Below are 18,673 nucleotides of genomic sequence, written 5' to 3' on the forward strand. Positions count from 1 at the left end.
AGGCAATGAAACCCTACTTCATAAGAGGGTTTCATTGCCTATTAATCTGAATGAAGGAGCAGGAACTATGCAAAATACAATTGGTGTTATTGGTCTCGGAGTAATGGGGAGCAATATCGCTTTAAATATGGCCAATAATGGCGAGAAGGTAGCTGTATATAATTACACCAGGGATTTGACTGATCAGCTGGTACAAAAGCTGGAAGGGCAAGCCATAAGCCCTTATTTCGAAGTAGAGGATTTTGTCCAGTCTCTAGAAACACCAAGAAAGATCTTTTTAATGGTGACTGCCGGGAAAGCTATTGATTCTGTTATCGCAAGCTTAATCCCCTTCCTTGAAGAGGGCGACGTTATCATGGACGGGGGCAACTCCCATTTCAAAGATACGGAAAAAAGATATGATGATCTGAAAGCAAAAGGAATCGGCTATCTGGGTATCGGCATTTCAGGCGGTGAAGTGGGAGCATTAACAGGGCCTTCCATCATGCCTGGAGGAGATCAGGACGTCTATGAAAAAGCGGCTCCGATTCTTACGAAGATCGCTGCAAAGGTTGACGGGATGCCTTGCTGTGTCTACATCGGACCTAAAGGAGCAGGCCACTTTGTCAAAATGGTACATAACGGCATCGAGTATGCAGATATGCAGCTGATTGCTGAGGCCTATATATTCTTAAGAGAAAAGCTGGGATTATCTGTTGAGGAAATTGCAGATATCTTTGAAACATGGAATCAAGGCGAGCTGAAGAGCTATTTAATTGAGATCACAGCAGCTATTTTAAGGAAAAAAGACGAGCGCACAGGGCTGCCGCAAATCGATGTCATCCTTGATAAAGCCGGGCAAAAAGGAACCGGAAAATGGACCAGCCTCCAGGCGATCGATAATGGGATCCCAACCTCAATCATTACAGAATCTTTATTCGCACGCTATATTTCTGCTTTGAAGGATGAGCGTGTGGCTGCAGAAACCCTTTTAACAGGTCCTGAGAAGGATCAGATAACCCTTGAAAAAGACGTCTGGATTGAATACATCAGACAGGCTTTATATATGGGGAAAGTGTGTGCCTATGCACAAGGATTTACACAATATAAAATGTCATCCGAGCAAAATGACTGGAATCTGCCTTTAAAGGATATCGCTCTGATTTTCCGCGACGGCTGCATCATTCGCGCGGAATTTTTGAATGTCATCAGTGAAGCCTACCAGGAGCAGCCAAACCTGGCTAACCTCCTTGTCTCCCCTTACTTTGCCGAAAGGATCAGAGACTACCAGACGGGGTTGCGCAAAATTGTCTGCGAAGGCATTCAATCCGGCATCGCATTGCCATGCTTAAGCTCCTCTCTTTCCTATTACGACAGCTACCGGAATGGAAGATCAAATGCCAGCCTGCTGCAGGCCCAGCGTGATTACTTCGGTGCCCATACGTATGAGCGGACAGATATGGAAGGAACTTTCCATACTAATTGGAATGAATAAATAAGAAAAACGCTTGCCCCTCAATTGGGGACAAGCGTTTTTTGTTTACCTTAATCTCTTTCAAGCAGTGCAGCGCCTGCAATGCCAGGATCCGTCATTTCATATGGATCGAGGATTAAATCGAGTTCTTCTTCTGTCAGAACATCATATTTCAGGCACAGTTCCCTGATGGAACGGCCTGTTAAAATCGCTTCTCTGGCGATTCTGGATACGACTTCATAGCCAAGGTGAGGGTTGACGGCAGTAATGATGCCGACACTCTTTTCAACGTAGTCCTTCATTCTTTCTTCATTGGCTTCGATTCCTTTTACACAATGCTCTGTAAACGTATTGAACGCATTGTTCATAATGCTGATCGATTGCAGAAGGTTAAAGATCAGGACTGGCTCCATGACGTTCAATTCCAGCTGTCCCGCTTCTGAAGCAAGAGAGATGGTGTTGTCGTTCCCGATGACCTGGAAGGCAACCTGATTGATCAGTTCCGGAAGAACAGGGTTTACTTTACCAGGCATAATGGATGAGCCCGGCTGTCTTGCCGGCAGTGAGATTTCGCCAAGACCCGCTCTTGGACCAGACGCCATTAAACGAAGGTCATTTGCGATTTTGGACATATTGATCATGCAGATTTTCAGTGCTCCGGAGACTTCTGTATAAGAATCGGTATTCTGAGTGGCATCAACAAGATGTTCTGCCCCTTTAAATGGCAGGCCGCTGATGTCGGCAATATGCTTCACCACTAAGTCAATGTATTTCGGGATGGCATTCAGCCCCGTACCGACTGCTGTTGCCCCCATGTTCAATTCATATAAGTGCTGTTTGGATTGCTGAATGCGCTTGATGTCGCGTGCAATAACGCGGCTGTAGGCTTCAAATTCCTGGCCAAGCCTGATTGGAACAGCATCCTGCAGATGAGTCCGTCCCATTTTAATCACATGGCTGAATTCCTTTGATTTTTCAAGGAAAACAGAGTGCATATTTTCCATTGTCAGGATTAATTGATCCAGCAGATTTAACACTGAGATGTGCATAGCTGTCGGAAAAGCATCATTCGTCGACTGCGACATATTAACATGGGTATTAGGGCTGCAATGAGAATAATCGCCCTTTTCATGGCCCATGATTTCAATCGCACGGTTCGCAAGGATTTCATTAATATTCATATTAATGGACGTTCCGGCACCGCCCTGGATTGGGTCCACAATCACCTGATCATGCCAAAGTCCTTCAATCATTTCATCCGCAGCCTGTACGATCGGGTCTCCGATTCCTGAGTAAAGGCGCTTAACTTCCATATTCGCCATGGCCGCTGCTTTTTTTACGATGGCCATTGCCTTGATTAACTCCGGATGGATCCGGTAGCCTGTAATCGGAAAGTTCTCAACCGCACGAAGCGTCTGAACGCCATAATAAGCATCCGCCGGAACTTCCTTAGAGCCTAGAAAATCTTTTTCGATTCTGTAGCTGTTCTTTGCTGCTAGCATATTCGTCTTCTCCTTTATATAAACCTTTCTGATATTTATAGGTTTTGTAATAGCTTATCCTTCGTATACACTATAATCCGGAAAGAAGGAATAAGCAATGGTTATGGATAAGTAAAAAGCGGCTGATTTCTGTTTATGCCTGAAAGCTGGTGAAGGCAGGTTTGAGGCTTTCAAATAAGAGAAAAGAGACAAGCAACAGCAGAGCCTGTCTCTTTTGTTATGAGGAAATTAGAAAAATAAAGACAATATCAAGGTCCAAATACAAACAAACACCAGCAATCCAAAGCTGTATTTCAATGTCATTTTCGTTAAATCGGCTTCTTTTCCTGTCTCGCCAACCGCTGCTGTGGCAATGGCGATGGACTGAGGAGAGATGAGCTTTGCCATCACGCCTCCTGCCGTATTGGCAGAAAGCAATAAGGAGGAGCTGGTTCCGATCACATTACCAGCTGTCGCCTGGATGGGGGCAAATAGCGTGTTGTTGTTCACGACAGATCCTGTCATGAACACCCCAATCCAGCCTAAGAGCGGTGACAGCAGCGGAAATATTTTTCCGGTTGTCGCAACGGCTTCCCCCAGAGTAACGGTCATTCCACTGTTAGTCATGAGCTTTGAAATTCCGATAATGGCGCAAATCATAATAATAGGAATCCAGAACTCAGAAACAGTCTTTTTGAGGAGGCTGAAGCCTTTACCCATACTGATGCCTTTTGTCGTTGCTATTGTCGTTAGGCCGGCCAGCAAGATCGCTGTTCCAGTAGCACCGATTAAACTGATGCTGACACTTAGAGAAGATCCTGGTATACCGAAATTGATGACTGTGAATTCAAGCAAGCCCCCTTCAGTAAACAGCCCTTTAAATGCCGAGAAGCTCCATATTAAAATAAATAGGGTCAATAGATAAAAAGGTGACCATGCTTTAACTACTTCACCTAATGAATGCTGTTCAACTTGGCACTCTTTCCCATTGAGCAAAAAGATGTTCTTTGGTTTCCACTTTTTCAGGAATAAAGCTAATACACCCATCGCTAATAAGGAAGGAATAATATCAGCAAGCTCCGGACCTATAAATAGTGTAATGATTGCTTGCGTAACGGTATAAACCCCTGCAGTGATCAGGATGGCCGGTAATATTTCCTTAATTCCTTTAAACCCGTCAATGAGCCATATTAATAAAAAGGGAATGGTAAAGTTAATAATCGGGAGTGTCAGAGCTGTCATGATTGAGACATCCATGGAAGTAACCCCTGGAATTCCAAACGTATCGACAATGCCGACCGGTATTCCAATCGCACCAAAGGCGCCTGAAGCACCGTTTGCGATGAGACAGAGCATGGCTGCCTGTAAAGGCTTGAAGCCCAGTGACACTAACAGCACAGCACAAATGGCAATCGGTACGCCGAAGCCGGCAGCTCCTTCGAGAAAGGCATTGAAGCAAAATCCGATCAGAAGAAATTGAATGCGCTGGTCCTGGGAAATTCCTGCGATGCTTCCGCGCAAAATATCAAACTTGCCTGATGCCACCGAAATTTTATATAGCCAAACAGCCATGACAATAATCCAGCCAATTGGCCAAATTCCCGATGTAGCACCTTGAATAACACTTCCTGCCGCTTCTCCGAATGGCAAATTAAAGATGACTAGCACAATGAAAAAAGTGACAGCTAAGTTTACTAGCGCTGCATGAATGCCCTTCATTTTTAATACCGTCAGGCAAAGCAGAAATAAAAGGATCGGGATGGCTGCCACCAGGGATGAAATAGCCAGGTTATGAAAAGGATTGAATGTTTCCACTAACATATGATCTGCTCCTTTGGATCTAAGATGTCAACTCGTCATAATGCTGAATTTTGGATGTCTTTTAAGGTTTGAACAGATTTAGCCAGCTTCCTTTTCTCATCCTCGGTCAATGACAGCTCAACAATATTCTTCACACCGTTTCTTGTGATAAGAGACGGAATCCCGACAAACACATCACTGTGGCCATATTCTCCTTCTAACAATGCTCCAACCGGCAATACCACGTTCTCATTCCGTAAGATGGCTTTTGTTATTCTGACCAGCCCCATCGCAATTCCATAGTAGGTAGCACCTTTTGCGTTAATGATTTCATATGCAGCATCCCGGACATGAACAGCGATTTCTTCTTTTCTTTCCTCTGTTAACCTCTCTGCTACCGGTGTTCCGGCAATATTAGCGAAGCTCCATACCGGGAATTGGGAGTCGCCATGTTCACCGATAATATATCCATGAACACTTACGGCTGCTGTATCAAATTCTTTCCCCAATAAATAGCGGAACCTGGCAGAATCCAGTATGGTTCCAGATCCGATGACTCTTTCTTTAGGCAAGCCGGAGAATTTCCAGGTTGCATAAGATAAGATATCAACTGGATTTGCTGCAACTAAGAAAATCCCATTAAATCCAGAGTCCATAATGCTCTCTACAATGGATTTGAAGATCTTAACGTTTTTATTCACGAGATCCAGGCGGGTTTCCCCAGGTTTTTGTGCTGCCCCTGCACAGACCACTACGAGAGCGGCATCCTTACAATCCTCATAAGAACCAAATCTAATCGTCATAGCTGATGGAGCATAGGCAATGCCGTGGTTTAAATCCATGACATCTCCTTTTGCTTTCTCCTCATTTACATCAATAATGATTAACTCATCACATAGGCCCTGATTTAATAAGGCATAAGCATAGCTTGATCCAACAGCGCCATTTCCTACTAATACAACTTTGTTTCCTAATGTTAGATTCATAATGAGTTCCTCCAATAATTATTTGTGAATAATTTCACATGATTTCACAAAAAACCCTATTCATTTCATTTTATTTGAGTGGATTCATTTACGTGAATTAATTCACATACTTATATAAAAAAATATTGATATAACTATTTGTGAAATACTTCACATATAAAATATATCAGTGCTATTGTTTTTGCGCAAGTCTTTCCTCAAAAATTTCTTATAAAAAAGGAGTGCATAAGAAGTGCCAGCCCCCTGTAAACTGCAGTAAAACGGGGAGCTGGCACTGATCACTATTTCACTAATACTTTTTTCCGGACTTCATCCTGAATGGGGTTTGTGCCATTCTCCACACCCAGCTCATTTAGCCATTTGCGATAGGCGATGGTAAGGGCGTCTGACTTAAGGTGCAGCTCAGCCTGCAAGTCCAGCGGAAGAAGTTCCGGCTTTTGGCTTTGGACGATATCTAAATCCTGATAAAAAATCGTATCCTGGAATTCAATAAAAGGCTCATCCGGCATGTCCAGATCATAGTTTCTTGTCAACAGCATAAATGCCTTGGCCTTCTCGTGATCCTCTTGATTGACAGCAAGCAGAATCGTCAGCTCATCATCCGACCCTTCCGTTGTTTTAGTAAAACGGGCGGTAGTTGGGTTGAGGATTTCATACACATAGTTAGCATATCCGCCTTTGGAGCGTCCATCAGGGTTCGGCTGGTAGACCGGAATTTTACTGGTAATCAAACGATTATCAGCAAATTCAACTTTGTAGTCGACAACCTCGGCATGATCCTCATCGCCAAGCAGTCCTTCATGCACAAACATAAGATGCGAAACATCCAGGAAATTTTCAATAATTCTTGGGGCATTTGCTTTTACCTCATACGGGCCGCAAATCGCAGTCCGGTACCCCTCCATGCTATATTCAGGAAATGAAACAAGCGGCGCCGGATCTTCCCCTAAGTTAACCCAGATCAGCCCCAGATACTCCTCACAATGGTAAACGGTTGCTCTTGCTTTCTTTGGGATGGCTCTGCCGCTCGGCAGGGCAGGAATCTTCTCACAGGCACCTGTACAATCGTATTCCCAGGCATGATAGGCGCAGACCAGATTTCCGTTCTTCACCTTTCCAAGGGAAAGGGCGGCACCCCGATGGATACAAAGATCCTTAAATGCGTGAACCCCTTTTTCATTGCGGAAAATAACGACCCGTTCCCCAAGGACAAATACCTGTTTGGGATCCTCCAATACTTCCTCTGCTTTGCATACTGGATGCCATTCATTCCATAATCGATCTTGCTGCATAGTCGACACTCACTTTCATGTTATTAATTGGCTTGTACTGTCACTTCATTTGTTTTCACACGATCTTCAAGCTTCTGCGGAAGAACCAGATTGAGAACCAGCGCTGTAATCGCTCCAATTGCTGTACCTGATGAGACAAAATAGGTTGCAATATCAGGCAGCCCTTTTAACACATCAGCAGGCATCAGCACGGCAAACAGGGCAAGCATAATCGGGACACCGATCACAAGCATATTCCGTTCGGTAAAAGCCACTTCTTTAATCACTTTAAATCCATTCATCGTGATGACAACGCATAAAATGGCAAACACACTGTTAATGACAACCCCTGGAATGCATGCAATCAAATTCATCAGCTTCGGCATCATGCCCAGGATAATCATGATCACACCGCCTGCGATAATCGGCCTGCGGCTTTTCACCCCTGTAATGGCAATGATGCCGGCATTGGAAGAGTAGCCTGTTACGGGTGTCCCCCCAAAGAAGGAACCGATGAAACAGCCCAGCCCTTCTCCAAATGCCCCGCCATTTAAGCGTTTATCATCCAGATTTTCTCCTGTCACCTTACTAACCGTAAACCATGTGCCAGTTGTTTCGATTGTGACAATAAAATAGATGGCTGCCATAATCAGAATCGCATGCAGATCAAATTCTGGAGCTCCAAAGGCAAAGAGGCTTGGCATCTGGATCCACGCCGACTTACCCAGCGATGAGAAGTCGACCAGGCCAAAGAATGAAGCAGCAATTGATCCAATACCCAGTGATAAAATAACCGATACGATTTTAATGTACTTCAGTTTTGATTGGGACTTCTCGCCAATATACATGCAGAAAATCAGCACAGCCGCTGTCACAGCCGCAACGAATATATTTTCTCCAAAGTTCCCTGGTGCCGAGTAGATGGAATTGATTGCACTCGGCATTAATGAAAGCCCTACAACGACAATTACCGTCCCCGCTACAATCGGAGGGATGAATTTCCTGACGGCCTTGCTGAAAACTTTCATCGGGTAGCCCAGTAAGGCAACAAGCAAGGCTCCGGGGATCAAACTGCCAATCATCGCCCCGATGCCAGATGTTGTGCCGATGGCTGCCAGGGCACTAAGCGGTACAAAGGATGGCCCTTGCATGACTGGAAGCTTCATGGCAAATCCTGCTTGAATGATTGTGGCAATACCGCAAGCAATAAAGGTCATTTGTATTAACAGTGCACTATCCGGAACGGAAAAGGACAATAATCCAGCTAAAATCATCGGCGGAATGAACAGATCCATCGCCAATACTTGCTGCAGTCCCAGAAAAATGGATTGTCCAACTGAAACCTCTTTTCCCGCTTTACTGCTGTTTGTTTCTCGTTTTTCAGCCCTTGCATCCATCATAAGAACCCCCTGTTGGTGTTATGGTATCCATATAATTTCTGTTTCTTAAACAGCCCAATAGAAAAAAGCCCAAAGTATATGCTCTACCCCAAACGTAAAAAAGCATATACTTCGAGCTTAAAAAATCGAAGTACGGAAAGAACAGACGAATCCCGAGTGAGTCTGCGTCAAATCCTGTTCCTGCCTTTCATAGTCGGTTTATTTACGGTAAACGGGTAGAAACTTGTAGGCCATATCCCTACGATTATATGAAAAACACTATTAAATTTTTTGATTGAAATTATCTTACAATAACTTTTCTATAAATGACAACAAGATTTTTTAGAATACTTTTCTGCTAGACTGAGATTACTCTTTCCTTTACAATGACTATAGTAGCACAAAACACGAACGTTAGGAAGGTGTTTATGAGTAAATATACGTATATTTTTCATGGAACGGCTTTTTCCAGTTATTCTCCTAAGAAAATAAATATTTTAAAGGATTACTTATTTTTCGTGAATTCAAATGGGATGATTGAAAAAATGGCGGGTCCTGAGCATGAGGACTACCAATCCCTGCTGGCTGCCTATGAGGGACAGGAGAACTTTCACCGCTTAGCAGACGGGCAATATTTCCTGCCTGGTTTTGTGGACCTGCATGTCCATGCGCCGCAATGGGCTCAATCAGGGACAGCTTTGGATATTCCCCTCTATGACTGGCTCCACACATACACATTTCCATTAGAGTCCAAATATGCAGATCTGGCTTTTGCCAAGAAGGTTTATGAAGATCTCGTCAATACACTGCTCGCAAATGGAACCACGACGGTTCTCTACTTTGCAACCGTCCATAAAGAGGCCAGTTTATTATTAGCGGAAATATGTGCTGAAAAAGGGCAGAGGGGCTTAGTGGGAAAAGTCGTCATGGATGATCCTGAACAAAATCCGGACTATTATCGGGATGCAGATGCGATAACAGCACTAGCCGATACGGAGGAGTTTATTTTAGCCGTGAAGGAGCTGGCCAAAACGGTTAAACAAGGCGTGTATCCTGTTGTTACACCGCGCTTCATTCCAAGCTGTTCAGATGAAGCATTAAAAGGCCTGGGCGAACTGGCTGCCAAGTATGATACACATGTACAATCCCACTGCAGTGAAAGTGACTGGGCCCACAGCTATGTACAGGAACGTTTCAGCAAGCATGATGCGGCTGCCCTGCATGATTTCGGATTATTAGGCGAAAAATCGGTGATGGCTCACTGCAATTTCCTGGATGACCATGATGCAGAGCTGTTTGCAAGTACAGGCACTGCAATCAGCCACTGCCCATTATCTAATGCCTACTTCGCCAATAGCGTGATTCCGATCAAGCGCTTTATGGGCAAGGGTATTGATATTGGGCTGGGGACGGATATTTCAGCTGGCGCGACTCCAAGTCTATATGATAATGCCAAACAGGCTGTTGTCTCTTCCAGAATGCTGGAAGACGGAGTAAATCCGGATCTTCCTGCCGGGGAACGTGGTGTACCGGCTTCACGGATTTCCATCCATGAAGCCTTTTACCTGGCTACAGCAGGCGGCGGAGAAAGCTTGAGTCTGCCAATTGGGCGAATTCAGGAGAACTATGCATGGGACGTTCAAATTGTCGATACGAAAGTGCCGGGGGCAAGCCTGCCGATCTTCACAGAAAATGAAGCGTTAGATGATATTTTCCAAAAAATCATGTATCTTGTCCGTCCGGAGCATATTCGGGAAGTCTGGGTTCAAGGGGAAAAGGTTCACTCACGTTCTTGAGAGCTTATGCAAATGCCGCTTGGCTATTTCCATGTGGCATTTGCACAGCCAGCCTGCCCCTTACTCATTCTTCAGCACATCAGCAAGCCGGTGCAGTTCATCTGTCTGCCGGATGCGATATTGGCGCCCTTCCTTCTGCAAGTACCCTTTGTCGCAAAACTGCACAAGAACATGCAATAAGTGGCGATAAGATACCCCTAAAAAATCACAGACTGCCACATGTTTTTCCTTATAGACCTCTCCATCAGCGGTTTGCAGAATGAAATCCGCCAGACGGTTTTCAAGCGGAAAGGAAAGGCTCTGTGAATACTTTTCAGCCATTTTCGTCGCTTTCACACTTAAAAACTTGGTTAATTCCCGGAGAAAGGTCGTATCTTCAAGCAATCTTTTGCGATAGTGATGCAAAGGAATCGCATAACAGATCGTTTTCGTGGAGGCTTGTATTCCCTTTGTATAGTACACTTCATGTAAAAGCTCCATTTCCCCGATGTAATCATGGGCATTAATAAAATTAATCAAAGAAACCTTGCCATTTTGATACGTTACAAAGATTTTGGCTTTACCTTCGATGACATAATACAAATAATCCGGTCTCATGCCCTCGCGAATAATCCATTCATCCCGCTTATATTCGCGTACTTCCACAAACTCTTCAATCGGAAAAGAAAATAAATGCGATATGGAGTGCTTCTCCAGGTAATGCTGTCTTTTTTTTCCTTTGTATGTTTCCATCATCCACCCCAAAATATGAGATATCTCATATTATTGTACGAAGCTTCCTGATATCATGCAAATATCGGAGGGATTTTTATGAAGACACAAAGCTGGATGAGCAGGCAGTTTTTCAGCTTTTTTATGACCTGGGGCATTTTCCTGCCTTATTGGACAGGGTGGATGATCCATATAAAAGGAATGACGGTTTCACAGGCAAGTTTGATCATGAGCTTGGGCCTGGCGGTACGGGGACTTGCCACACTTTTTGCTTTTCCCTATTTATCAGGAAAATTCAGCAGCAGAACCCTGCTGAACGGGATGTCAGCCGGTACCCTGATCGCCATTCTCTGCTATATTCCGGCCGACTCTTTTGCCAGCCTGCTGCTGGTAACGCTGCTATTGCATTTCTTTTATCCGGCACTGATGCCTGCACTGGATAGTGCTGCGGGCATTCTTGTCCAAAACAAACAATTAAAAGATTACGGAAAAAGCCGCTCCTGGGGTTCAATCGGATTCGTTGTGTCCGGTATGATTCTGACCTTCTTTACAGGAGGGTTCGGAGATGAGGCCATTTTCTGGGCATTATTACTCGGCATGCTTGTAGTCCTTTGTCTCGGTTTCATGAATACACCTTCAGTACTATCTGAAAAGCCGAAAACCGGCCAGACCAAAGGAGCCATAAGGAAATTATTCAGCATCAGACACTTCGGCCTTGTGCTCATCATTGTGATTCTGCTGCAGGCAGCGCATGCTTCCTATTACAATTATGGTTATATTTACTTACAGGAAATTCAAGCACCAAAATATTTAATCGGCGCCATTATTAATATAGGCGTGATTGCAGAAATTCTTTTCTTTTTCATTGCGGACCGGACTTTCCGGAAGTTTTCAATCGGTTCATTACTGGCATTGGCAGCATTGGGCTCCACAGCCCGCTGGGTACTCGTATTTGCCTTCCCGCATGTCATTGTGTTCAGCATTAGCCAGATATTGCATGCCTTCTCTTTTGCCATGGCACATTACGCCTTCATGAAATATTTAATTAAATATGTTCCTCACGAACAGGTGCCCATTACTCAAGGGGTCTACTCAGCACTCGCCCTCAGCTGGAGCACAGCCCTTTTTACCATTTTCGGCGGGTATCTTTATGAAGTGGAACCACGATACGCGTTTATTGGAATGGTGGTATGTACGGTCCCTGCGGCGCTGCTTGCGTTTATTTATCGGAGATTGGAAGGGAAGAAAGAGGCGGAAACCAGACATCTGGCAGTTTAATGTCACAATAAAGCTAAAAAAGGTGATACATGTGTAGCACCTTTTTTACGTTTGCATCAAGGAGGTTTCAAATTGAAAATCAATAAAGGAATTTTATATATACTGCTCGGTGCTTCCTTTTTCGGATTTACACCGATTTTTGCAAAGTTGGGGTTTCGTTATGGCTACTCTCTGGGACAGATTACGATTGCGCAGATGGTTATTTCCTTCATTTTGCTATGGTCTTTCACATTGATAAAACGCTCCAGTTTCAAAGGGCTCCATACGATAAACATGCTGCAAATCATGATGACCGGCTGCTTTGTCGGCTTAACCAGCATTTTCTATTATGGCTCCATGCAGTATCTTCCTGCATCATTGGCCATCATTTTAATGTTCCAGTTTGTCTGGATCGGAATCCTTTTAGAATGGGCCTTCAGCAAAATAAAACCGGCGCCTGTCACCGTGCTTTCGATCATTTTGATATTAATCGGGGTCTTTTTCGCTTCTAATATTGTAAATGGCGACATACAGGGCCTTCCGGTTAAAGGTTTTATTTTAGGAATCCTCTCCGCGATCACTTATGCCGGTTTCATCTTCTTCAGCGGCAAGGTCGCTGTGAATGTGGATCCCTGGATAAGGAGTTCATTGATGGTGACGGGATCAGCCATTCTGGTGCTGATCCTGTTCATGCGTGATATCCCGTCTGTTCTGCCTTTGGAGGAAAATCTGCTGACGATTGCCGTCGGGGTTTCGCTCTTTGGCGCAGTCCTTCCACCGCTTTTTTTCGCGGCTGGTGCACCTTTGGTTTCAGGAGGAATTGCCAATATACTAACCTCCATTGAATTGCCAATCGCCATCCTGTCAGCCAGCATTATCCTGTCAGAAACGGTAACCCCGATGCAGTGGCTGGGCACGGCCATTATACTGGCTGCCATTGCTTTTAATGAACTGGGGACAGGCCTTTTCCGGCGTTGAACAAAAGTGCCTGAGAATCAGACACCTGTCAGTTTTGATTGAATGGACTCCGGCAGCAGCTGATAAAATAGCCCTTGATACTTAAGATCAAGCATGCCGGCAATCAAAAGAATTAGGATTAAGAAGACTGCAATCCATTTGCTGTTCTTTTTAAGCAATGGGTTCACCTCCATGAATAAGAGCTCCCTCAGCAGGAGCTCTTTTGATTAATACGCCAGTTTATATACGATTTCACCATCAATCACCCGGCCGTCGGCTTCAAATCCCAGTTTTTCATACAGCCTTTTCGCCATGCTGTTCTCAGGCTCAAAACTCAAATAAATCACCTTATGCGCCTGATCCTGTTTAATCTGCTCAATCAGCTTCTTCATGGCTGCTTTCCCATACCCTTTTGACTGATGCTTCTCATCAACCATCAGGCGGTAAATCCAATATTCCTTATCGTCATCATCCATGCAGTACATCGTAAAACCCACTAACACATCATCATGATAAATCGCTAAACACTCACACTCCGGAAACGCCTTAGCCTGCGCCAGCGAAAACACATTCGGCGCCACAAACGCCTTCTGCTCTTCTGCTACACGCAAATCAATGATATCGAAGAAATTGTGACGGTCTATCTCTCTAAAATCAATCATATAAGCCCCCCTCCTATTTGAAAAGGCAGCTCCCCCAGCCTTTTTCCAGGGACATGCCTCCCATTTCACTATCGAAGTCAAATTCGCTAAATCAGCAGGGAAATCCTCCAAGTGAAGACCAAAAATATATATGAATGATATGAAAAAGGTTCTCAGGTGGCAGAGCCTTTCAAATTCCCCTAAGGAAATCTGGTCTCCGGCGTGATAAAGTCACCTGTTATGACTTTGTCAGTTTTGAAATTGGTCTAAAACGGCAAAGAAATCACGAATAAATTGATGGAATAATTTCTCCGTGGGCAGCAGCTGGCGTTCACTTGGAATAATGATTCCTACTGCACGGGTAATCTGTGGCATGACAGGCAGCCTTACTGTGGAACGCGGCAGGCTGTCAACCAATGTAGATTCCGGAATAAGCGTCAGCCCCAGACCTGCTGAGACCAAACCTTTAATCGTGTCAATATCATCGCCTTCAAATGACACTTTAGGCTGAAAGCCATGCTGACTGCAAGCATCATCGAATAATTCACGCAAGACATACCCCTTAGGAAACAAGATAAAGGATTCATCTTTCAGGTGATTCAGATTCAATAAAGATTTGTCTGCTAAAGGGTGAGCAGCAGGAACCAAAGCGACCATTTTCTCGGTGAATAAAATATCCCCTTTAACCTTTTTCTCTTTCTTAGGGAGAGGGCCAATCAAAGCCATATCGATTTCTCCTTCCGCCACTCCGATGATTAAATCATGATAAGCGCTCTGTTTCAGTTCAAACTTCACATGAGGATAGCGCCCGCGGAAAGCAGATATGATGGAAGGCAGCGTATAAAGTGCCAGACTGCTTGGAAAGCCGAAACGTATTCTGCCATGCTCCGGATCCAGATACTCTTTGACTTGCCGTTTGGCATTATCGATTACCTTTATGGCTTCTTCCATCTGTTCTAAAAATAGTTTGCCGATCGGCGTCAATTTCACGTTCCTTCCTTCACGGATAAACAAACTGACCCCCAGCTCTGATTCAAGGTTAAAAATCTGTCTGCTCACCGCAGATTGTGCCACATGTAAAGCTAAAGCCGCATCGGTTACATGTTCTCTTTTCGCCACTTCAATAAAGTATTTAATCTGTCTTAATTCCATGTGATTTTTTCCTCCCTTCCGCCATACATCTAATTTTGGCATCAATATTATCTAATTTTCATATTGTTTAGATTGATTCACAACTATAAAATGAGAGAATCATACAATTTTTGAATAGTTGGAAATTATTGAGGGATTTAATTTTAAATTAAGGGAGGTCCATTGGCAGCATGACTGCAATAACAGAAATTAATGAGAAGCGAATACAGGCGGTGGATTATGTTCAGGCGGTATTCGAAACAGTTAAAAAGCGCAATTCTAATGAAAGTGAATTTCATCAGGTTGTTAAAGAAGTGTTTGATTCACTCGTTCCAGTATTTGAGAAAAACCCCGTATACATGGAGCAAAGTATTCTTGAAAGAATAGCAGAACCTGAAAGAGTGATCACCTTTAGAGTCCCCTGGGTGGATGATCAGGGAAAAGTACAGGTGAATCGCGGCTTCCGGGTACAATTCAATAGCGCAATCGGTCCCTACAAGGGCGGCTTACGATTCCATCCTTCTGTAAATGCCAGCATCATCAAATTTCTGGGCTTTGAACAAATTTTTAAAAATGCCCTTACAGGCCTGCCGATTGGAGGAGGAAAAGGCGGAGCCGATTTTGATCCCAAAGGGAAATCTGATGGGGAAATTATGAGATTCACCCAAAGCTTCATGCTGGAACTAAGCAGGCATATCGGGCCGGATGTAGACGTTCCTGCCGGAGATATCGGAGTCGGCGCCAGGGAAATAGGCTATCTGTTTGGACAGTATAAGAGAATCCGTGGAGGCTATGAAGCTGGAGTTCTGACAGGGAAAGGAATCGGGTATGGCGGAAGCTTAACCCGCACTGAAGCGACAGGTTACGGTACGGTTTACTTTGTACAGGAAATGCTGAAGGAAATAGGCCTTTCCTTAAAAGGAAGCACTGTCGTTGTTTCCGGTTCAGGAAATGTCTCTACCTATGCGATTGAAAAAGCTGCACAGTTAGGCGCGAAGGTTGTGGCCTGCAGCGATTCTGACGGCTATATTTATGATCCAAACGGCATCAGCCTTGATACAGTAAAAAAGCTGAAGGAAGTTGAGAGGGAAAGGATCCGGGAATATGTGAAGGAACATCCCCATGCCCAATACTTTGAGGGATGCTCCGGCATCTGGTCCATCCCCTGTGACATCGCTCTGCCGTGTGCGACACAAAATGAAATTGATGAGGCAGCAGCAGAAATCCTTGTTGCCAATGGAGTTAAAGCCATTGGTGAAGGAGCAAATATGCCATGCACATCCGGGGCCATCAATGAGTTTCTGAGAAACAGCGTTCTCTTTGGCCCGGCAAAAGCGGCAAATGCAGGCGGTGTTGCCGTTTCCGCATTAGAAATGGCCCAAAACAGCTCAAGATTATCTTGGACATTTGAAGAAGTGGATGAAAAACTGCAGCAAATTATGACGAATATATACCGGAGCAGCGTCAAAGCTGCCGAGGATTTTGGCTATCCAGGCAATCTGGTGGCAGGCGCTAATATTGCAGGATTTATAAAAGTAGCCGATGCCATGGTCGCACAGGGAGTAATATAAAAATGAAAAAGGGTGATGCTATTAAGAAAGCATCATCCTTTTCTATTTAGATACACAGTTATCTTCTTATGGACGGAATAATCTTAATCTCTCCTGCAGGCCTTCTAAAACTTCTTCAGGCATTTCCCTGACATTGATATCCTCACCCAGGAAAAGCAGCCAATTGATTATTTCAGTCAGCTCTTCTGAATTATTTACATTGATAAAAGTTCTTAGAATGGCTGTGGTCTGGTAAGGATTTGTATACGCAATAGAAGCCTTAATAGGATGGTATTTTTTGAACTGGGCAATCGCCTGCGGACCGAGTTCTAAGACAAGATTGATAGCCTCGTCCTTCATGCTTAGTTTCTCTAAAATATTTTTCCTGCTTGTTCTTTTTTTCACAGGATACGGTTCGACACCGATGAGATTATCCACCGGGAAAATTTGTCTCTTTTCTTCCTTTAAGTCAAAGGCTTCAACCTTCCAAATGCTTTTTTCACGATAAAGGTGCAAAAGATAAATGGAATAAGACCTTATTTCCTTCTCTTCTCTTACGGAAATCCATAAATAGCGATCCAAAATAAGAGATTCAATGAGTTTTTCCAGCATCGGATGGGGGAGGTCTGACAGATCAAGCAAATCGGGATTATTAGGGTTGGTACCTTCAAACAGCAGGATTTGATTTAAAAGAACCAGATCTTCCTGCTGGGCTTCCGATATCAGGCCGAGCAATTTTTCAGCTAAAGACTGACGGCTCTTTAGATAGGGGAGCTGCAGATTTCTTGTAGCCATAAAGGCGATAAACAGAGCTTTGATCTCATTATCGGTAAAGCGGACAGTGGGCAGGACGGAATTGTTCATGACAAAATACCCGCCATCCCTTCCGACCTCAGCGACAAGCGGCATCCCCATGGCTTCTATTTCACGAATATCCCGAATCGCTGTTGAACGGGAAATGTTAAATTCCCGCATGATTTCAGAGATAGTAAAGTGGGCGCGGTTGTTGATATACCGCATCATCACATTAATCCGTTCCACTTTTTTCATTGCGTCCTCCCTAAACAGTATCATTTTTTGACATGATTTAACGTTATTATAAACTTATCAAATGGGCAAATCATTTGAAATGATTAAAAAAAAAGGATGGTTTTGAAAATGGCAAATTATACTCTGGAAGAAAAAGAAAGCTTTACCGTATTAGGCATTGGTACTGAATTGAAGAGTGATTACACAGATTATGCAGGCATAAATCAGGAAAAAGCAGACTTCTGGGAGGCAGTCAAACAGGATGGAAGGCTGGACAAATTAAAGGCTGTAGCCACAAATGATTATATTTTTGTCGTAAACGAAGCCGTAAATAACAAGATGATGCATTATGCAGGCGTCATGACAGAGGCATCTCTGCCGGATGCAACCAGATTGATTCAGTTTCCTGAAGGAGAATACCTCATTGTGAAAGGGGAAGCCGGAACATCTGAGGAATTGAGCAATATGCTTACAGGGATTGCCTTTGGCCAAGCACTGCCGGAAGCAACGGATTACGCTTATGTCGGCGGGCCCAATGCCTCTGTTGAAATGGGGCAGCGAAATGGAATGGTATTCGGCGAGATGTGGATTCCTGTTGTTAGGAAATAAGGAGATAAAAGGCGGGATTTAAATGTCCTATTTGGTCAATTTTAAAAATGTGTCTGCTGCTGGTTTAGAGTCTTCACCAGCAGCGGAAGCACTTGCTGGTTTACGAGCGAATGAAGCCCGTTACTTCATGAACAAATATAAGCATGAATTTACGGTTGTACCGGCCAGCAAAAGCCAGGAGACCCTTAATTATGTGAACCATATTTTGAAAGAAGAACGTGATATAGAGTTTGCAGCCAAACCTTTAGAGACGTCGCGTTTTCAAGTGGAGAATATCAAATGGGCTTACGTTTTCTATGAGAATGGCCTTAGTGTCAACGTCATGTATACCGTCGATGACCCTAAAAAACGCGCTGTTGGTTTTAAGCTTTCTGAGGGGATAGAAGTACCAAAGGAGTTAGAAGGGAAGTTTAAGTTTGCCAGGCGGAAATCTAAACTGGCGGGGACTATTCGGGGGTCGTTTTTTGTTATTAAAAGGGAGTATTAAGGTTAGAAATTGAGTTCACTGGGAAGAGCAAAAACAGCCAATGATACAAACAAATACATTTAGGCATTCACAATAACAGCACCTCTCCATCATATTGGAGGGTGCTGTTATTTTTTTCGCATAAACATTTTTTAT

The 18,673-nt window shown here is 44.0% G+C and carries 17 protein-coding genes and 1 riboswitch; of the genes, 7 read left to right on the forward strand and 10 right to left on the reverse strand.

Annotated elements, in window-relative coordinates; genetic code table 11:
- The first annotated feature begins 67 nt into the window (after positions 1 to 67).
- Positions 68 to 1,474: a decarboxylating NADP(+)-dependent phosphogluconate dehydrogenase gene (gene gnd, locus NAF01_RS24520; protein WP_197217364.1), complete on the forward strand. Its 1,407-nt coding sequence runs from the start codon at positions 68 to 70 to the stop codon at positions 1,472 to 1,474.
- Positions 1,475 to 1,524: 50 nt separating this feature from the next.
- Here the strand turns inward: gnd and aspA are convergent, their stop codons facing one another.
- From aspA to NAF01_RS24545, 5 genes are all read right to left on the reverse strand, one after another.
- Entirely contained in the window at positions 1,525 to 2,955 is a 1,431-nt protein-coding gene (gene aspA, locus NAF01_RS24525) for an aspartate ammonia-lyase (RefSeq protein WP_226618874.1), read from the reverse strand.
- 228 nt (positions 2,956 to 3,183) lie between these two features.
- The gene (locus tag NAF01_RS24530; RefSeq protein ID WP_226618876.1) at positions 3,184 to 4,755 is read right to left on the reverse strand and encodes an L-lactate permease; all 1,572 of its coding nucleotides are present in this window, start codon (positions 4,753 to 4,755) and stop codon (positions 3,184 to 3,186) included.
- Positions 4,756 to 4,790: 35 nt separating this feature from the next.
- Complete coding sequence (locus NAF01_RS24535) at positions 4,791 to 5,720, reverse strand: L-lactate dehydrogenase (protein WP_226618878.1); 930 nt, start codon at positions 5,718 to 5,720, stop codon at positions 4,791 to 4,793.
- A gap of 281 nt (positions 5,721 to 6,001) precedes the next feature.
- Positions 6,002 to 7,012, reverse strand: a complete 1,011-nt coding sequence (locus NAF01_RS24540) for an aromatic ring-hydroxylating dioxygenase subunit alpha (protein WP_226618880.1) — start codon at positions 7,010 to 7,012, stop codon at positions 6,002 to 6,004.
- 23 nt (positions 7,013 to 7,035) lie between these two features.
- On the reverse strand, positions 7,036 to 8,391 hold the full coding sequence (locus NAF01_RS24545) for a nucleobase:cation symporter-2 family protein (RefSeq protein WP_250801443.1): 1,356 nt from the start codon (positions 8,389 to 8,391) through the stop codon (positions 7,036 to 7,038).
- A gap of 170 nt (positions 8,392 to 8,561) precedes the next feature.
- Positions 8,562 to 8,663, reverse strand: a riboswitch (purine riboswitch).
- Positions 8,664 to 8,798: 135 nt separating this feature from the next.
- On the opposite strand from NAF01_RS24545, the gene guaD reads away from it, so the two are divergent.
- Positions 8,799 to 10,166, forward strand: a complete 1,368-nt coding sequence (gene guaD / locus NAF01_RS24550; protein WP_250801445.1) for a guanine deaminase — start codon at positions 8,799 to 8,801, stop codon at positions 10,164 to 10,166.
- Positions 10,167 to 10,226: 60 nt separating this feature from the next.
- On the opposite strand, the gene yeiL is transcribed toward guaD, so the two are convergent.
- The gene (gene yeiL / locus NAF01_RS24555; RefSeq protein WP_250802535.1) at positions 10,227 to 10,898 is read right to left on the reverse strand and encodes a transcriptional regulator YeiL; all 672 of its coding nucleotides are present in this window, start codon (positions 10,896 to 10,898) and stop codon (positions 10,227 to 10,229) included.
- Positions 10,899 to 10,976: 78 nt separating this feature from the next.
- Here yeiL and NAF01_RS24560 point away from each other — a divergent pair, with 78 nt between their 5' ends.
- Together NAF01_RS24560 and NAF01_RS24565 are read left to right on the forward strand one after the other, a co-directional pair.
- Entirely contained in the window at positions 10,977 to 12,155 is a 1,179-nt protein-coding gene (locus NAF01_RS24560) for an MFS transporter (protein WP_250801446.1), read from the forward strand.
- 72 nt (positions 12,156 to 12,227) lie between these two features.
- The gene (locus NAF01_RS24565; RefSeq protein ID WP_250801447.1) at positions 12,228 to 13,112 is read left to right on the forward strand and encodes an EamA family transporter; all 885 of its coding nucleotides are present in this window, start codon (positions 12,228 to 12,230) and stop codon (positions 13,110 to 13,112) included.
- A gap of 17 nt (positions 13,113 to 13,129) precedes the next feature.
- On the opposite strand, the gene NAF01_RS24570 is transcribed toward NAF01_RS24565, so the two are convergent.
- The 3 genes from NAF01_RS24570 to NAF01_RS24580 all read right to left on the reverse strand — a co-directional run bounded on the left by NAF01_RS24570 (position 13,130) and on the right by NAF01_RS24580 (position 14,884).
- Complete coding sequence (locus NAF01_RS24570; protein WP_226618889.1) at positions 13,130 to 13,285, reverse strand: hypothetical protein; 156 nt, start codon at positions 13,283 to 13,285, stop codon at positions 13,130 to 13,132.
- Between the two features lie 33 nt (positions 13,286 to 13,318).
- Positions 13,319 to 13,753 (reverse strand): GNAT family N-acetyltransferase, encoded by a 435-nt coding sequence (locus NAF01_RS24575; RefSeq protein WP_250801448.1) that lies wholly within the window; start codon positions 13,751 to 13,753, stop codon positions 13,319 to 13,321.
- A 228-nt stretch (positions 13,754 to 13,981) separates the two neighbouring features.
- The gene (locus NAF01_RS24580) at positions 13,982 to 14,884 is read right to left on the reverse strand and encodes a glutamate biosynthesis transcriptional regulator GltC (RefSeq protein ID WP_250801453.1); all 903 of its coding nucleotides are present in this window, start codon (positions 14,882 to 14,884) and stop codon (positions 13,982 to 13,984) included.
- 170 nt (positions 14,885 to 15,054) lie between these two features.
- On the opposite strand from NAF01_RS24580, the gene gdhA reads away from it, so the two are divergent.
- Entirely contained in the window at positions 15,055 to 16,434 is a 1,380-nt protein-coding gene (gdhA, locus tag NAF01_RS24585) for an NADP-specific glutamate dehydrogenase (protein ID WP_250801455.1), read from the forward strand.
- Between the two features lie 66 nt (positions 16,435 to 16,500).
- Here the strand turns inward: gdhA and NAF01_RS24590 are convergent, their stop codons facing one another.
- A complete protein-coding gene (locus tag NAF01_RS24590) occupies positions 16,501 to 17,463 on the reverse strand; it encodes a helix-turn-helix transcriptional regulator (RefSeq protein WP_226618892.1) in 963 nt (320 codons plus the stop codon).
- A 108-nt stretch (positions 17,464 to 17,571) separates the two neighbouring features.
- Here NAF01_RS24590 and NAF01_RS24595 point away from each other — a divergent pair, with 108 nt between their 5' ends.
- A complete protein-coding gene (locus NAF01_RS24595) occupies positions 17,572 to 18,051 on the forward strand; it encodes a GyrI-like domain-containing protein (RefSeq protein ID WP_226618894.1) in 480 nt (159 codons plus the stop codon).
- Between the two features lie 22 nt (positions 18,052 to 18,073).
- Positions 18,074 to 18,538 carry a phage tail protein gene (locus NAF01_RS24600; protein ID WP_226618895.1) on the forward strand — a complete coding sequence of 155 codons (465 nt, stop codon included), beginning with the start codon at positions 18,074 to 18,076 and terminating at the stop codon, positions 18,536 to 18,538.
- Positions 18,539 to 18,673 lie beyond the last annotated feature (135 nt).

This window comes from Cytobacillus firmus, from assembly GCF_023657595.1.
In the GTDB taxonomy this organism is placed as follows: domain Bacteria; phylum Bacillota; class Bacilli; order Bacillales; family Cytobacillaceae; genus Cytobacillus; species Cytobacillus firmus_B.

Bases quoted from the DNA above. Each gene is read 5' to 3' on its own strand.
- gnd (WP_197217364.1), top strand. From the start codon at position 68: ATGCAAAATACAATTGGTGTTATTGGTCTCGGAGTAATGGGGAGCAAT.
- aspA (WP_226618874.1), bottom strand. From the start codon at position 2,955: ATGCTAGCAGCAAAGAACAGCTACAGAATCGAAAAAGATTTTCTAGGC.
- NAF01_RS24530 (WP_226618876.1), bottom strand. From the start codon at position 4,755: ATGTTAGTGGAAACATTCAATCCTTTTCATAACCTGGCTATTTCATCC.
- NAF01_RS24535 (WP_226618878.1), bottom strand. From the start codon at position 5,720: ATGAATCTAACATTAGGAAACAAAGTTGTATTAGTAGGAAATGGCGCT.
- NAF01_RS24540 (WP_226618880.1), bottom strand. From the start codon at position 7,012: ATGCAGCAAGATCGATTATGGAATGAATGGCATCCAGTATGCAAAGCA.
- NAF01_RS24545 (WP_250801443.1), bottom strand. From the start codon at position 8,391: ATGATGGATGCAAGGGCTGAAAAACGAGAAACAAACAGCAGTAAAGCG.
- guaD (WP_250801445.1), top strand. From the start codon at position 8,799: ATGAGTAAATATACGTATATTTTTCATGGAACGGCTTTTTCCAGTTAT.
- yeiL (WP_250802535.1), bottom strand. From the start codon at position 10,898: ATGGAAACATACAAAGGAAAAAAAAGACAGCATTACCTGGAGAAGCAC.
- NAF01_RS24560 (WP_250801446.1), top strand. From the start codon at position 10,977: ATGAAGACACAAAGCTGGATGAGCAGGCAGTTTTTCAGCTTTTTTATG.
- NAF01_RS24570 (WP_226618889.1), bottom strand. From the start codon at position 13,285: ATGGAGGTGAACCCATTGCTTAAAAAGAACAGCAAATGGATTGCAGTC.
- NAF01_RS24575 (WP_250801448.1), bottom strand. From the start codon at position 13,753: ATGATTGATTTTAGAGAGATAGACCGTCACAATTTCTTCGATATCATT.
- NAF01_RS24580 (WP_250801453.1), bottom strand. From the start codon at position 14,884: ATGGAATTAAGACAGATTAAATACTTTATTGAAGTGGCGAAAAGAGAA.
- gdhA (WP_250801455.1), top strand. From the start codon at position 15,055: ATGACTGCAATAACAGAAATTAATGAGAAGCGAATACAGGCGGTGGAT.
- NAF01_RS24590 (WP_226618892.1), bottom strand. From the start codon at position 17,463: ATGAAAAAAGTGGAACGGATTAATGTGATGATGCGGTATATCAACAAC.
- NAF01_RS24595 (WP_226618894.1), top strand. From the start codon at position 17,572: ATGGCAAATTATACTCTGGAAGAAAAAGAAAGCTTTACCGTATTAGGC.
- NAF01_RS24600 (WP_226618895.1), top strand. From the start codon at position 18,074: ATGTCCTATTTGGTCAATTTTAAAAATGTGTCTGCTGCTGGTTTAGAG.